17 protein-coding genes are annotated in these 14,657 nt (G+C 49.7%); 2 read left to right on the top strand and 15 right to left on the bottom strand.

The features are described from left to right. Window positions 1–315 precede the first annotated feature (315 nt). Window positions 316–1,305 carry a ketoacyl-ACP synthase III gene (locus GON05_RS33800; RefSeq protein ID WP_157325855.1) on the top strand — a complete coding sequence of 330 codons (990 nt, stop codon included), beginning with the start codon at window positions 316–318 and terminating at the stop codon, window positions 1,303–1,305. Window positions 1,306–1,374: 69 nt separating this feature from the next. Here the strand turns inward: GON05_RS33800 and GON05_RS33805 are convergent, their stop codons facing one another. The 15 genes from GON05_RS33805 to GON05_RS33875 all read right to left on the bottom strand — a co-directional run bounded on the left by GON05_RS33805 (window position 1,375) and on the right by GON05_RS33875 (window position 13,734). Then, complete coding sequence (locus GON05_RS33805) at window positions 1,375–1,608, bottom strand: hypothetical protein (protein WP_127456613.1); 234 nt, start codon at window positions 1,606–1,608, stop codon at window positions 1,375–1,377. Window positions 1,609–1,623: 15 nt separating this feature from the next. Further along, complete coding sequence (locus GON05_RS33810; RefSeq protein ID WP_157325857.1) at window positions 1,624–3,060, bottom strand: glycosyltransferase family 2 protein; 1,437 nt, start codon at window positions 3,058–3,060, stop codon at window positions 1,624–1,626. Further along, window positions 3,057–4,088, bottom strand: a complete 1,032-nt coding sequence (locus GON05_RS33815) for a GT-D fold domain-containing protein (protein ID WP_157325858.1) — start codon at window positions 4,086–4,088, stop codon at window positions 3,057–3,059. Before GON05_RS33815 ends, GON05_RS33810 begins: the two co-directional genes overlap by 4 nt. A 4-nt stretch (window positions 4,089–4,092) precedes the next feature. Continuing rightward, window positions 4,093–5,304: a CgeB family protein gene (locus GON05_RS33820; protein WP_157325859.1), complete on the bottom strand. Its 1,212-nt coding sequence runs from the start codon at window positions 5,302–5,304 to the stop codon at window positions 4,093–4,095. Continuing rightward, a complete protein-coding gene (gene rfbD / locus GON05_RS33825; RefSeq protein WP_157325860.1) occupies window positions 5,301–6,197 on the bottom strand; it encodes a dTDP-4-dehydrorhamnose reductase in 897 nt (298 codons plus the stop codon). The genes GON05_RS33820 and rfbD overlap by 4 nt, the downstream gene beginning before the upstream one ends. After that, a complete protein-coding gene (locus tag GON05_RS33830) occupies window positions 6,197–7,237 on the bottom strand; it encodes an NAD-dependent epimerase/dehydratase family protein (RefSeq protein ID WP_157325861.1) in 1,041 nt (346 codons plus the stop codon). The genes rfbD and GON05_RS33830 overlap by 1 nt, the downstream gene beginning before the upstream one ends. After that, the gene (rfbC, locus tag GON05_RS33835) at window positions 7,234–7,800 is read right to left on the bottom strand and encodes a dTDP-4-dehydrorhamnose 3,5-epimerase (protein WP_157325862.1); all 567 of its coding nucleotides are present in this window, start codon (window positions 7,798–7,800) and stop codon (window positions 7,234–7,236) included. The genes GON05_RS33830 and rfbC overlap by 4 nt, the downstream gene beginning before the upstream one ends. Beyond that, complete coding sequence (gene lhgO, locus GON05_RS33840) at window positions 7,797–9,008, bottom strand: L-2-hydroxyglutarate oxidase (protein WP_181646206.1); 1,212 nt, start codon at window positions 9,006–9,008, stop codon at window positions 7,797–7,799. The genes rfbC and lhgO overlap by 4 nt, the downstream gene beginning before the upstream one ends. Next, a complete protein-coding gene (locus tag GON05_RS33845; RefSeq protein ID WP_157325863.1) occupies window positions 9,005–9,766 on the bottom strand; it encodes a sugar phosphate nucleotidyltransferase in 762 nt (253 codons plus the stop codon). Before GON05_RS33845 ends, lhgO begins: the two co-directional genes overlap by 4 nt. An 18-nt stretch (window positions 9,767–9,784) precedes the next feature. Then, complete coding sequence (locus tag GON05_RS33850) at window positions 9,785–10,522, bottom strand: glycosyltransferase family 2 protein (RefSeq protein WP_127456604.1); 738 nt, start codon at window positions 10,520–10,522, stop codon at window positions 9,785–9,787. After that, window positions 10,519–11,631 carry a glycosyltransferase family 2 protein gene (locus GON05_RS33855; RefSeq protein WP_157325864.1) on the bottom strand — a complete coding sequence of 371 codons (1,113 nt, stop codon included), beginning with the start codon at window positions 11,629–11,631 and terminating at the stop codon, window positions 10,519–10,521. The genes GON05_RS33850 and GON05_RS33855 overlap by 4 nt, the downstream gene beginning before the upstream one ends. A 5-nt stretch (window positions 11,632–11,636) precedes the next feature. Beyond that, window positions 11,637–12,446 (bottom strand): glycosyltransferase family 2 protein, encoded by an 810-nt coding sequence (locus GON05_RS33860; protein WP_157325865.1) that lies wholly within the window; start codon window positions 12,444–12,446, stop codon window positions 11,637–11,639. A 315-nt stretch (window positions 12,447–12,761) separates the two neighbouring features. After that, a complete protein-coding gene (locus GON05_RS33865; RefSeq protein WP_157325866.1) occupies window positions 12,762–13,073 on the bottom strand; it encodes a hypothetical protein in 312 nt (103 codons plus the stop codon). After that, window positions 13,070–13,420, bottom strand: coding sequence for an alpha-helical endospore appendage domain-containing protein (locus GON05_RS33870; protein ID WP_157325868.1), 351 nt, complete (start codon window positions 13,418–13,420; stop codon window positions 13,070–13,072). Before GON05_RS33870 ends, GON05_RS33865 begins: the two co-directional genes overlap by 4 nt. Window positions 13,421–13,443: 23 nt before the next feature. Next, window positions 13,444–13,734: a hypothetical protein gene (locus GON05_RS33875; RefSeq protein WP_157325869.1), complete on the bottom strand. Its 291-nt coding sequence runs from the start codon at window positions 13,732–13,734 to the stop codon at window positions 13,444–13,446. Between the two features lie 203 nt (window positions 13,735–13,937). Here GON05_RS33875 and cysC point away from each other — a divergent pair, with 203 nt between their 5' ends. Further along, window positions 13,938–14,558: an adenylyl-sulfate kinase gene (gene cysC, locus GON05_RS33880; protein WP_157325870.1), complete on the top strand. Its 621-nt coding sequence runs from the start codon at window positions 13,938–13,940 to the stop codon at window positions 14,556–14,558. Window positions 14,559–14,657 lie beyond the last annotated feature (99 nt).

The raw sequence follows: 14,657 nt of genomic DNA on the forward strand, positions 1-14,657 counted from the left end.
TTAATAGTACCTCATTTCCCTAGGTACTCTCCAATTCAATTAGGGGGCTTAACAGCGAACCGGAACTAAAGGGCTTTATTTGTCTTAAAAGCTTACATTGGGGTCGAATTGGAGGAAATAAAGGATCATAGTTCCCATTCAAGAGGAAATCGGTTCATTCCTAATAAATAGAGGACTGAAGTTCTCTTTCCCTCAGCTCAATGGTCGCTAGATATTGTGCTCATGCACCATTGACAGCAACCACATTTTACAGTAAAGTTGAATTATAATTAGTACCTGGTACTAATACTTGATAACAAAAGGAGCGAGCTTCTCATGCCTGTCTCAAATCCCTTGAATGCCCGTATTTCAGCAATAGGCAGTTACGTGCCTTCGCATATTTTAAGCAACGCCGATCTTGAAGCTATGGTGGAAACCAACGATGAGTGGATCGTTCAACGCACTGGCATGCGGGAACGCAGAATCGCCGCTGCCGAGGAGTTCACTAGCCATTTATGTATAGCTGCTGTCCAAAACATGCTTGACCGATATCCGGAAGCGCTGAACGATGTGGATCTGGTCATTGTCACTACGCATACGCCAGACCTGCCATCAACACCGGTAGCTTGTATGATTCAAGCTCATTTCGACCTCCCGGCTGTCGGCGCCTACGACCTTAACGCCACCTGCGCAGGGTTCGCCTATGCGGTCCATACCGCAAGCGGACTAGTCGCGGCAGGCTTGCACCGCAAGGTGCTCGTGGTCGGCGGAGACGCGATGTCCAAAATCACCGACTATACGGACCGGTCGACCTGCATTCTGTTCGGCGACGGCGCAGGAGCCGTGGTGGTGGAACGCGAGGAGGAGCATCCGGCATTCCTGGCGCATCATGTTGGCTCCGACGGCTCCGGCGGCAAGCATGTTTATCGCACCGGCCTGTCCGAACAGTGGCAGGACATACCGCTCACTGGCGGTGGCAAGCTAGTCCAAAACGGCCGCGAAGTTTATAAATTTGCGGTATCAACCGTACCGGAAGGGATCGAGCACTTGCTAACCAAAAGCGGGCTGCCGCATTCCGCGATTGATTGGTTCATCCCGCATAGCGCTAACCTGCGGATCATTCAGTCGATTTGTGAAAAGAGCGAAATTCCTTTCGAGAAAGCTCTATACAGCCTTGAGTATTACGGCAATACCTCAGCAGCCTCTATTCCTCTGGCGCTTGATTTAGGCGTAAAAGATGGCAGGGTGCAAGCAGGCGATACGCTCCTGCTATACGGTTTTGGCGGGGGACTAACGCACGCTGGACTTATTTTACGTTGGGGATAATACGCACGGTCTAAGTTAAACAAGGAGGCGGCAGCACCTACGTACCACGATCAAGCTGCCGCCCCTTGCTTAAGAGGCTGAATAGAGATGGTCGAAGCCTTGCTCGAAACCTTTGTGAAACCCATCCATATACCCTCTATCGTATCCATTGTCAAAGCCCTTATCGAAGCCTCCCCGATGTGTCAGGAGCGCTTTGGCAGGGCGATTTCTTTTTCTCAGGAGCACTTTTTTGCCGCGAACCGGCTTCGCTTTCTTGAGAAGCTTGCCAGCAGCCTTTCTGCGCACAGATGACTTCACTTTCATAGATTCCTCACTCCTTTAGACATTATTCGCCACGATGATGGCGGGGGCAATAATCGGCAGCGCTGGCGCAAACCGATGAAAGTCATCCCAGCTCATGGCCGTTTGGTGACGCAGATCCAAATTCCAGTAGCGCAGCGGCCAATCGTTAATAAATCGCTGCATTTTACCGTTTTTGATTTGATATACGGCATGATCTTCGGTCCGCGCAAGCGCACCTTCTTGCAAGTGCCCATCGACGTAAACGCCTTGTGCAAGAGCAGCAAGCTTGTTCTGTACGTCATGTTGCGATAAGGAATGTCCCTTCGGCCAGCTTCGCAGATCGACTTGCGAGACGCGGGTAGCCGACAAGTGATGCGACTCCCCTTCGATCGGGTGGCGGTGGCCATTCTCAATCCAATAGAGCTCGGATGTTACCCCTCGCACAACGATATGGCTTGGGTAGAAATCAACCATCGCTGCACTTCCGCCACCGAGCTTTTGGTGGACTTCATGCAGCAAACTGTGGGTTTCTCCCCATTTTCGTGCGTAGAACTCCAAATTTCTGCCATATACTTCTTCAAAACGCTGCTCGCCCAACGCTTTGATCGAGACGCTTCCGACATGATGAATGAAGGTATCCATAGCAATAACAAGTTCTAATCCCATGATGCGCGTTCGAAAACCGAAGTCGTCATCCTCGCAGTTTCCAATCTCAAAACCTTCATCCAAATACCCCAACCGCTCGAAAACCTCGCGCCGCATAAGGACACAGAAGCCTGTTAATCTCGTGGTCACATGCCATTTGGCAGGGTTCGAGTGATTAAAGTTTGCAGCAAAATGGTGCATTTCCTCCGTGGAGGTGTAATTCGTCTGCAGCAGCTGCTCGCCGCTAATGTAATTCGTCATTGGGCCAACAAGCCCGAATTTCTCATTACTGTTAAGGCAAGTCAGCATATTTTTCAGCCAATCCTTGGTTACAATGGTGTCATTGTTTAAAAACAGCAGGTTGGAACCGCGCGCCATCCTTAAACCTTGATTCGTCCCTCCGGCGAAGCCGAGATTGGAAGTAAAGATTTTGTACCGGATTTTCCCCGTCAGGGACTTCAAGTACTCGGCTGTATCATCCGTTGAGGCATTATCGATGACGATGAGTTCGAAGGGTTCCGGCGTATATTCATAAATGCTGTCGATACAATTCTGAAGGTGGTGGCGCTGATCGTTCGTCGTAACGATGATGATGCTCGTTCCCTGAAACTTCGAGGGGGTGACCCCCGCATCCCAGCCAAGCTGGAAGGCATGATCGTGCGCGCTGTCATAAGCCATGTTAAAACCTTCATTGTAACCGCGGTTATAACTTGCTTGGGAGGAGGCTACCTTACCCGGCTTGCCTACCCTGCCCAGTTTGCCAAGCTTATGAAACTTGCGGGATTTGCCCATGGATTTCTGGACCCGTCGCTTCACTGCTGTTCTCATCGGTAAGGAGCCTCCCCTTTCACGATAGAGTCCGCCAAATGCCCGAAATCGATCGCTACTTTCCCCATACTCGACGCAATCCATTCGGAAATGATGACAGCCGAGATCCCTGCGGAAACCAGCGCGATATCAAAATCGTAACCGGCGATGTTTTCTTTGATGTGCGGGATATCCTTCACGCCATGGACCGGCGTAATCTCGCCAACAATATTCACGCCGTGCGCGCGAAGCACTTCTGCCAAATGCGGCGCTAAGTTGCCTACCAGCAGCACCCTTCTACCCTGTGTAATCCGTGACAGATACCCCTCGTGATAGATATAATAATTCACCAGCGAATCCGTCAAAGTAAGTTCATGGTAGTTTATATGTTCCGCTTTAAACACCGCGAACGCGAGCGGTTGGAAATTGCGCACCCGCAGCTTCGGAATACCTACGACGCTAGCTCCGCGAATCGCCTGCACCAGCTCCGCTTTAATTTCCAGATCCGGTACTTCTACGCCGGCATATGGGAGAAACGGACCGTCTTGCTTAATTTGCTCAATCGGTAAAATGGTCTCCTGCGCCAGAGTAAGCAGCTCCCCGTCACCTAGTCGGACGAGGGAAAATGGCGCTCTGGCGTCAAGCGCAGCGATGATCCGGTCTCCCAGATCCCTTGCGGTAAGCATGTGATAGATGTGCGGCCGCAAATGTTCCACGCCGGCGGCAACAATCTGCTCAATCGTAATTTCGGGCAGGATCTGATAGTCTGGCAGCAAACGATCGACAATCGCATCGCCCCCATCATGCTTTCCATCCCGGTACCCTTTATCGAAACCTTTGTCATACCCCGCATTATACCCCTGATCGTAGACGGTCACGGTTTCTATCGGCATGAGCCGTGTCAGCGGCAGCGCGGCAAGTCTCCGGCGTTTTTTCTTTTTGCGGAGAGAAGAGAATAAGCCTTTGCGCTTGCGAGAAAGCTTACCTCGCCGGAAGGAGATCACTTTGGCTAACTTCTTACCGCTTTGTTTCTTTTTTATGGGCAACATACGTTCACCCGCCTTTGTTCGTTATCGTTAACAATTCATTCAATCGTTTGCGATACGTATGATCCTTCAGCGTCCGCGCCAATCCTCGCAATGCGATATGCTGCCGCTCTTCTTCATGGGCTAAATAGTACTCTATTTTCTGGATAAGCTCCTGTGGAGAACTGAAGGTGTCAATTTCTTCTCCAGGTTTATAGAAGGTTGCCAATTCGTCACGGACATCCGTTAATTGCAAGGTGCCCGCTGCTGTAATGTCAAAAAGCCGAGGATTAGGCGAGAAAGCGGGGATTTGCCTGCTGTTGCTGTTATGGGATTTGTCATCGGTCGCCCGGTGAAGATTGATCACGATTTTGGCCCCATGGTAATACTTCATCGTATCTTGCGGGCTCAACCATAAGCCTTGAATTTTGGAAGACAACTTGTCATAAGAACTTAGCCGATCCCACCAATAACCGTTAATCATGACGTCCTTGTGCTGCAGATAATCGGCTATTTCATCAATGAACGCAACCCTATTCCAGAAAGCTGTGCCAATGAAACAAATATCTTTGCGAAAATTCGTAGGCACATAGTCCAGCTTCACAGAATCCGGATTTATGCCGAACGGCAAATAATGCACATTCTGGCAGCCGAGTGCCTTATAAGGCTCAACACAGCTTTTCTCCAGGGTGAATACATAATCAAAGTGCGGGACGAGCCCTGTCGACTGATCCGAATGATACGGATCATCCGGCAGCCAAATCGCCGTGCGAATGCCATGCGCCCGAATGGCTTGCACCACATCTCCCGGCAAGGATTGCCCAATGGCATCGAGCACAAGGACAAGGTCCGGCCTTGTCTCAGCCGCAATTTGAACAATAGGGTCAACGGGATTCACAACAATGACTTCTCTCACCATATCTCGCAGACTAGCCTCGATCCCTTCATCCATCGCGGTATAAGGCAATCCGTTAGCCCTAACATACATTACCTTCAAATCCCAGAGAATGCCCCGCTCCTGCGGAATGTCCCGCATAATACTTTGGCAGCGTCCCATGTGAAAACCGTGTGACCAGCCTTTTCCGTATCCCTGGTCACTCCCTCTTCGCCATTCATCCTGGTAGCGAGACAGGGGAGCCGGCTGCTTCTTCACTTTCACGGCTTTGCGTACTCGTCTCCTCTGATTTTTCAGCGATCTGATCGGCAACTTCTTCGATTTCACGGCTCTTAAAGCGCTCATTCCATCTCACCTCCATGGATAACGACATATCCTTTGCGCTGCAAATACTGCTCCAAGGCGCTTTGCCAGCTTCTCATCGGATAAATACGATTCAGTTTGTTGTTGTCCAGCACACTATATAACGGTCTGCGCACTTTGGCAGCGTACGCGCTGTTCATAATCGGTATCGTCTCGCAGGTAATCCCGCAAAACGCAAACGTTTGGACCGCCAGCTCATACCAGCTGCAGGCACCTTCGCCCGAGCAGTGATACACACCGTAATCCGTTATCTCTTTTTCCAGGAAAGTTCGTACAGTTTCAGCAACATCTTGTGTATGCGTCGGTGACATGATGACATCCTGAACAACCGAAATAGGGTTGCCTTGCTTCGAGAGTCTAATCATTGTCTCAACAAAATTGCCGCCCTTCCCACTGGCTCCAGCTTCGCCAAACAACGAGGATACACGAAAAACGAAGTAGGTATCCAAGTAAGCTGCAATAGCTTCCTCTCCTGCTGCTTTGCTGCTGCCGTAAGCATTCAGGGGGCTCACCCGATCTTCTTCCGTATATGGCGCTTGCTTGCTGCCGTCGAACACGTAATCCGTGCTGAAATGAATGAAAAGCGTGCTATTCTGTTTGCAATAAGTCGCCATACGCAGAACGGCAATGGAATTAATGCGGAGAGCTTTGAGCGGATCGGCTTCACACTGTTCGGTGTTATGAAACGCCGTGCAGTTAATGAGTACGTCAATGCGGCCAAGCTTTTCAAGAATGGGGATAATCGTTTCTGTATTCTCCACATCCAGCATATCTCTCGTGACCGGAATGATCTCGAACTGGCTGTTTTCCTTCAATACCCGATGAATATCGGAGCCTAGCTGGCCTTTGGCGCCTAGCAGCGCGATGCGTTTCATTACTCGCTCGATCCTTGAATATCCAAGATACCGCCATAGAGCGTAGCGTCCTTAATAATTTTGTGCCACTTGATAAGCTCGCTGTACCAATCCAGCGTAATTGTTTGATCCATGCTAGGTACCTCGCCTGCAGCCAGAGCATTATAAATCTCTAATGCCCCCTGTGCAGCCGTCCATTTACCCTGCCAACCTAAGGCTTTCTCAATTTTGTCAAAATTGACGCGATAGGAACGGTGATCGGGCGCTCCATACCAGGCAATCGTTACAGGTTTAGGGATGACTGCGGTAATTTCTTGCGCTAATTGGCCGAGCTGATAATTGTTGCTGTCCGAACCCACGTTGTAGATTTCGCCGTTGATGACTTTCGGATCAGCTTCCAGCAGCAAGCACATGACATCCGTTGTGTCTTGAACATGAACGAACGGTCTCCACTGAGAACCGTCTCTCATTAAGGGAATAACCCCATTCTGATAAGCGCCTAACGCCATGCCATTAATGGCCAAATCGAAGCGAAGGCGGGGAGAATGGCCATAGACGGTGGCCTGCCGAATAACAACGACGGTGAACGCCTCATCAGCTAGTGGAAGCACGCCGTGTTCCGCCATTTCGTTTGCTTTGGCATAGGTCGTGAGCGGGTTTGTCGGCGAATTTTCATCGACGATGACTTCCGGCGCTTGAAAGCCGTATAAGCTGCAGGAAGACGGGAGAATGTACCGCTTCACGCCAAGTTTCTTCGCTTTATGTGCCGTGCTCACACGGGAAATATGGTTAATCTGGTGCGTTGCTTCCTGAAACAACTCACCGCTCGGGTCGTTGGAGATCGCCACTAAGTCAATGACGGCATACACGTCAGCGAAGGCTTCCTCCTTCAGACGGCGGGAGTCCTCCTTGATCGTTACCAGATTCGGATGCTGAGGGAGCTTATCGATACCGAAGAAAAAGCGGTCAACTGCCTTAACGGCATAACCTTTATCCAGCAGCTTCGGTACCAGCACACTGCCGATGTAGCCGCCCGCTCCCGTCACCATAATGGTTTTCATGATAAGTCCCCTCCATAAACAAAGTTATTGTCCGCCAGCGCAAGCGTAGGCTGCTGGCGATCCCTATCCGACAAGATCGGATTCGATACCGGCCAATCGATACCAAGGGCAGGATCATTCCACGCGATGCCTCGGTCATGCTCAGGGGAATAATAATCATCCACTTTGTACAGCAGCTGTGTGTTCGGTACCAGGGTGCATGCGCCATGGGCAAAGCCCTTCGGAACCAGGATTTGCCGTTTGTTTTCCGCGCTTAGGATAACGCCGACCCACTGTCCATAAGTCGGGGAACCTTTGCGGATATCAACAACAACGTCATAAACCGCACCGGATACAACGCGAACGAGTTTCGTTAGCGCTTTCGGCGCCAATTGGTAGTGCAGGCCTCGAAGAACCCCCGATTCTACGGAAAGGGAATGATTATCCTGAATAAAGGCATGATGAATGCCTTCGCCAGCTAACGTTTGTTGGTTGTAGCTTTCCATAAAAAAACCGCGATGATCACCATGCGCTTTCGGTTCGAGTACCAGGACCCCCGGCAGCTTGGTCGAAATCACTTTCATGAAAGGGCTCCTCCTCGTTGTTTCATAATATGATCCACGACATAAGCGGCAAAAGGCATCGAACAAGTAAATGCCGGTGAGACCGCATTGAGTACATGCATCGAGCGTTTGTCGCCTTCGATGACAAAATCTTGCACAAGCTCCAAGGTTTCAACGTTGAGCAGCTGCGCTCGAATACCCGGTTTTAGAAAATGTCCGAAGCCCTTGGGGTCGATTTCTCTGACCATTCCCATCCCTAACCCGATGAAGTAGGATTTGATATACTTGCGCATTTCCTGAAAGGCCAAGCGTCTAAAGTGAAACGAATTTGTGATAAACAGCTTCAGCTCAAAGCCGACAATTTGCAGGAATTCCTTCAAGTTAAAGCCCTGCAGCCCTTGGTAATTTTCCCGCCAAAAAGCCGGCATTGCCGTAGGCCCGATCTTAATGCTGCCATCCACCGTTTTGGTATAATGAACCCCGAGAAATGGATTTTTCAAGTTGGGAACGGGATAGATGTTCGTGACGACGTCCGTTTTGTTTTTCGTATATTTCAAGTAAATGCCTTTGAACGGAATGATCGTATATTTCCCGCCGAACCCGAAATCATGGGCAATGCTGTCGGCGTAAAGCCCGGCGCAATTGATCAAATAATTGAACTTGAAGGTGCCTGAGCTCGTAAAAAGGAGATCTCCCCGGTGCTTGCGATATTTCGTCAAGAAATGGAATTCTACACCGTTCTCTACATTCTCACGCTTCAGCGTCCTGCAAACTTCTACGGGATCAACCGATGCCGTTGTTGGTGAATACAAAGCTTTCCGGTATGTCTTCGCATTCGGATCAATGGAAGCAATCTCTTGCTCATTCATCCAGATGAGCTGCACGCCATTGATGTCTGCGCGCAGCTTCAGCTCTTCCAGGCCGGCTAACTCCGTTTCATCTTTGGCGACGACCAGCTTGCCGCATTCATTCAACTGCAGGCCGTTAAGCTTACAATAAGCTCGCATGGCCTGGTTGCCTTCTTTCGTGAACTTCGCTTTCAAGCTGTTCGCTGAATAATAGAAGCCGGCGTGCAGGACTCCGCTGTTGCGTCCACTTGCATGTGCAGCCACATCGGACTCTTTTTCCAGGATGCAAATGGACACTTCCGGCTCCCTTTTCTTCAACTCACGGGCGATCGTGAGGCCAATAATCCCCGCTCCGATGATGATGTAATTGTACTTCCTCACTTGTCATCACCGGCGCCCGACTTGGGTGCTGCAGCCTCAACGTTCGGATATTCGCGCAGCTTATCGGACGCTTCGAACCAAGAAGGAAAGGTGCCGGCGTCGATCCACCACCCTGTCAGCAGGTGATAGCTGAGTTTGCCTTGACTCGCATATAGGTTATTCACATCGGTAATCTCCATCTCGCCACGAGCAGATGGCTCTACCGTCTTAATTAAGTCGAATACCGTAGAATCGTACAGATAAATCCCTGTGACACAATACGAGGATTGCGGATGCTCGGGCTTCTCTTCAATCCGCTTGATCAAGTCGCCTTCCATGACCGGAACCCCGTATCTTCTGGCGTCCTCTACTTCCTTCAGAAACACTTTGGCTCCTTCCGGCTGAGCTTCAAATTGCTTCACATACCCAGCCAGCGAATCCTCGAACAGATTATCGCCAAGCAGCACAAGCAGCTTCTCGCCCGGATGCACGAAATTGTGGGCAAGCTCCAGAGCATCGGCAATGCCGCCGGCCTCTTCCTGTATTTTGTAGGAAATGTTAACGCCCCACTCCTTCCCGCTACCCAGAAATTCCGTATAGAGGGATACGGAGTGTTTACCCGTGATCAGAAGGATATCGGTGATTCCCGCTGCTCTCAGCTTCTCAATCCCATAATAAATCATAGGATATTTACCGACGGGTAGAAGATGTTTGTTAATCATTTTCGTCAAGGGTCGCAGACGTGTGCCAGTTCCCCCGGCTAGAATGACTCCCTTCATAGCAACGACATCCTTTCATCATGCTTTCTCAAAAAATGCTTGGGGATCGACGCCCCACTTTTCTATAAAAATCTTGCGCGAACGCTCCACGATAGCTTGCAGTTGGCTTTCGCTTTTCTTGCCGAAGCTCGCGCTGCCATGATGGAAGATAAAGGTATCTTCGGTCAGCATCAGCTTGTAGCCGGCTTTCCTTGCGCGATAGCAGTAGTCGTCATCTTCGTAATGCCCAGGACTGAATTGTTCATCCAGGTAACCGATCTTATCCATCACTTCACGTTTGAACAAAAAGCAGAAGCCAATCAAACGCTGAACTTCTTTGTATTTCCCTTTATTTCCAACATTGTACTTCAGAACCATATCCGGCAGATTCGTATATGGCTCTTTCATTTGTTGAATACCGCTGGCATAGTTGGTCATTGGACCTACGATGCCAATATCATGTCGAGAATACAGACAAGTGAGCATATGATCCAACCAATTCGGTGTTAGCAGAACGTCATTATTCAGCAAAAGCACGGAGCTGCCCCTGGCCAGCTTCATGCCGGCGTTACAGGCTGCAGGAAACCCTTTGTTTTCGGAGAAGGACACGAAGGGAACCTGCTCACGAATCAAAGCATCCAGTGTCCCATCGGTAGAGGCATTGTCGACCACAATAATTTCATAGGGGATTCGTGTATGTTCTCTGATGGAGTAAATGCAATCTAGAAGCAACTGTCTTTCATTAAAGCTTGGGATGATGATACTTGTGCTGTTCATATGGATCCCCCCGACAGAGCAGTTCGCGTACGAAGAACATCCTTGAATTCAAGTCTTCTTCCACGTTCATGAAGCAGCATATGGAGGGCCTCCAAATGATCGCCTACAATCAGATTTGAAACGGGATTCGTGCTGCCTGTATTCAATCGGGTAGGTTTATTGGCCGTGACCACATCGATGCTTGCTGGTGCACAAATACGCAATCCATAACGGATTGCCTTCGCCTGCGCTTTAGGAGGTACCATTAACGCTGCGCTGCCGATAACCTGGAGCGCTTTGCGGGAAAGCATGTGGGGAATCGCCGTCATGGAGTTGGCACCCAGTTCCGGTCGACCCTGAACCCGGTTTACGAATTGTTTCACCATAGAGACGCCATCGCGATGCGTGAAGAGACCGATATAAGGGGAAATGTCGTTCAAAGCAACATCCCAGCCTTGGTCGATGACTCGAATGAAAGGCAACAATTCCTCGGTTTGAATCGGGATATCGCCATCCAGGAACAGCACCATGTCGGCTGTGCTAAGCTTGGCGCCAATCGACCTGCCAACGTCATGGCCAACGAGATTCGGATAATGAACAATGGTTGCCCTTGGGCACTGCTTGGCGATATGAACGCTGTTGTCGGTTGTGCCGTTAATGACGACAATAATTTCCTTCATCGGCAATCTTTCCAGCGCGTTCAGCACGCGCGCAATCGTTTTTTCCTCATTAGATACCGTAATGACCGCTCCAATGGATTGCCTTGTCGGAACAAGCACGAGATTCGGGGTTGGCATCCCCTGTTTCTCGCTATAACCTTCAAGGAACGCTCGGGAGACAGGAAGATACTGCCCCGCCGAAATCGTCCCAATTTCCCTGGATGTATAAAAGGAACACCATAGGGAGTTGATATACGAGTTCGGGTCCATCCCCTCGGTCAACGGGTGGTCCGTAGCATAGCGAGCGCCAATTGCGTGTACTCTTCTTCTTAATGCGACAGACAACGTCGCTGCTGATCTGGTTGGTCTGGAGCCCCTGCGCAGGCGGCGTACAGGGACGGGGGTTCTCAGCGTTCTCAAGGCTCTCACTTTTGGCCTTTGTTTCACACGTTTCTTCACTGGTTTATTCAACAGCTTCACCCCACAAAGGTTCGGTCCCTTGTTAAATCCGTTAGCTGACCACGCTCATTCGTCTGTTCATGCAGCCAATTCAGGGCTTCGAGGTGATCTCCAAGAATAAGATTTTGCAGCGGGTCCACCTTAAATTTTCTTCGTTTTCTAGGATTCGTCCGACCCACATTTACGTTGTAAACCTTGTGGAGCGTGAGTCCTTTCACACATGCTATCGTTTGAGCAAGTGGCGGCACGGCTAAATTAGCGGCATGAATCTCGTTTAGCGCTTTACGACTAATAGCGTGCGGGATTGTCGTCATCGAAGCTCCTCGCAGGTCGGGCCGGGAGAGTGCAACGTTAAGCGCGTGTTTGGCTAGCACAACAGGATGCACATCCACCTTCTCTGTTTTGCCAGAGTAGCTGTTTAGCGCGACATCAACCCCACGATCCACCGCCTGCACAAATGGCCGCAAATCTTTGGCTGCAATCACCATATCCGCATCAATGAACAGGATGGTGCTCCCTTTCGCATGACTCGCGCCAATGCCTCGGGGGACATCATGCCCTAACGATTCCTTAAATGAAATAACCCGTGCCCCCATCTGGCGGGCGATTCGCTCCGTCTCATCATAGGAACCATTAACGACCACAATGACTTCTGTAGCTGGATGAACCAATCGGGCTTGACGAATGACAGACGCGATGGTCTTCCTTTCGTTCATTGCAGGGATGACGACAGATACTTTTGGTGATTGATGATTGGAAATGGGCTTGAAAACAGGCCTCGTTCTCCTCCTGGGTACTAACAACTTTCGCTGCCCACGCTGTTTCATGTCCACACCCTCCCACTGTGATGTGCATTCGTTTTCGTTCCCATTGTATGTTTATCCATCCCGATGGACACGGCATACGTTTAAGCCCGTATTATCTCTAGCTCAAAATAGGACATCTATCACAGATCGCCTTCCCTTCAAGGCAACTGGATCATGTACGTTCGACCTGCTTTATAGTATGACTGCCTTGGGACAGATTCATATGCACTTACCTAGCTTGGCTAGAAATTGGCGAATGACTACTGCTGTTTTGATGAAAGCGCTTATAGTAAAAAGGAAATCAGCATCGTATATGTAAAAAAGCCCCATCCTCTTCTATGCCTTCGAAGAAGAGGGGGGCTTACGCTTGCGCTTGCCTTGATGGACGCCGGTATTCGCGTTTAACCACGGTTGTTTGGCCGCTCCTTTTTGTTTCACACGCATCGGTAATCCGATGATTTTCCTCGTCAAAATCCTTTGATAACCCACGATAGCTGTCAGATTGTCAGCAATTTGACCGGCCAGCTTCGGCGAACTCTCTACCGAATCTGCAACACTCTCAATGATTCGAGCCAAGGCCCGCTGGCTCCTTGCAAGAGAATCTAGTATATCCAGCTTAATCTGCTGCTCTCTTTCATTTATCTTCATTTGTTAAAGTCGAGGCCTGAACCTCCGAACAAATCGCCAAATCCGCCGCCAGCACTGCCGCCAAGGCTGGAATTATCCTCTTCTGCAATAAGCACACCCAAGTTTTTGGCGAAGGCTACCTCCATCTTGGTAATGCCATCGATCACCTCGATGAGCTGTTCATGGATATCCACCGCTTGTTTCACATGCTCGGCATTGCTTTCATAGGCCGCTGTTGACAGGTGCTGGCATATCCAGTTGCGCGACTTCTCGGCATGCAGCGCCTTAGCCTCCAGAATGAGAGCTACATTATATTGAATCTTGGCGGTAGCATCCAGGTAAGACAAGTAACTATCATTTCTGCTCAATGTCTCCACTCCCTGCCCCACATTTATTCATCAGCGGGTTGTTCTTTCATAACCTTCATAATGGGCGAAAGATTGTCCGCGATGGCATCCTCTAAATCGGCAAGACTGTTTAAATAGCTGGTTATCCCTTTGGTAATACTCAAGGAATGTTCCATTAATGCTTCGATTTCTCCGAAGGAAGGATTATGGTCAGGGATTTCACTAACCATCTTCGCCATATGAGCAATCACCTCGCGTTTGGCTTCCAGGGTACGTGCCAACTCGTGCTGCGACTTCGCCATATGCTCCAGAATCGAAGTAATCTGATCCTGCATGTGTATTTCCCTCCTCATGCGCTTAGGCTATCCCAATTAACATATGCGGTTCGAGTTGAAGTGGGAATACACCCCATTCATCCAATTTTTCAAAATCTAGTTCTTCATCTATTAAGTTGAATTCCTATAAGGATTTCCGACCAGAACCTGACATTCTCTTCTAACATATACATATAGAAATACAAGCTAAGGAGGGGAACCCTTTGTCCGATAAACACATTCAGTGGCAGCCTTCCAACGTGTCCAGGAGCGAGAGGCACCATCTGAATTCCCACAAAAGCTGTGTGCTATGGCTCACAGGGCTTTCCGGCTCAGGCAAATCTTCGATTGCTTATGAAATGGAACGACTGCTCTTCACCCAACATATACGTTCTTATGTATTGGATGGAGACAATCTTCGGCATGGTTTAAACGGCAACCTTGGTTTTTCTCCGAACGATCGCAGTGAAAACATCCGTAGGACGGCAGAAGCGGCCAAGCTGCTCGTGGACGCAGGCATCATTACGATAGTTGCTCTCATTTCGCCCTACCGCGCGGATCGGGAGCTTGCGCGATCTTTATATGCCGTTGGGGAATTTATCGAGGTTTTCATCGATTGCCCTCTTGAAATCTGCGAGAAACGAGATCCAAAAGGGCTTTATGTGAAAGCGCGGGCAGGCGTTATTCCTGACTTTACGGGAATTTCAGCGCCTTATGAGCAGCCCCGTAGACCTGAAATCGTGATTTCGTCCAATCAGCATTCCTTACAAGCATCAACCTCTCGAATCTATGATTATCTCATTGCTCATAAAGTAATTGCCCCACAATCGAGTTTCACGCTTTGATTCCGTGTCCTGCTCGGGACAAGTCCCTATGAATAGGCTCAACTATTCGTAGTGCGAGCTTGCCCGCAGCAGAACCACACCCCTGCCATCCGCATAGAA

Source organism: Paenibacillus anseongensis, from assembly GCF_009757995.1.
GTDB classification, from domain to species: domain Bacteria; phylum Bacillota; class Bacilli; order Paenibacillales; family NBRC-103111; genus Paenibacillus_E; species Paenibacillus_E chondroitinus.